The organism is Pseudomonas costantinii (genome assembly GCF_001870435.1).
Classification (GTDB): domain Bacteria; phylum Pseudomonadota; class Gammaproteobacteria; order Pseudomonadales; family Pseudomonadaceae; genus Aquipseudomonas; species Aquipseudomonas costantinii.
The window spans coordinates 1-405 of sequence record NZ_MDDR01000002.1; the positions used below are offsets into that span (position 1 = coordinate 1).

The window sequence follows — 405 nt, forward strand, 5'->3', positions numbered from 1 at the left end:
GGCTTCGGTCGGACCATAGCCGTTGAGCAAGTGTTGCGGCGCGCCGTCCTTGAGCACCCGGGCAATCACGCTCGGGTCGAGTACATCGCCGCCGACGATCAGGTAACGCAACTGCGGGAAGACCGCCAACAGCCCCTCGGCGTACTGATGGAACAACCCGGCAGTCATCCACAACACGCTGACCGCTTGCTCCTGCAACAGCGCGGCGAAATCGGTCTGGGACAGCAGCGTGTCCTGGTCGACCACCACCACCGCGCCGCCATTGAGCAACGGTGCCCACACATCGAGAGTGCTGGCGTCGAACGCCGGGTTGGAGGCAAACGCCACACGATCGTGCTGATTGAAATCGGCATAGCCGTTGTTGATCACCAACCGCGTGATCGCCCGGTGCGGCACCAACACACC

General features: G+C 63.2%; 1 protein-coding gene. It reads right to left on the minus strand.

What is annotated here, in order from left to right:
* The coding region (locus BFL40_RS00095) for an AMP-binding protein (RefSeq protein WP_143088325.1) at positions 1-405 on the minus strand (405 nt) is incomplete at both ends.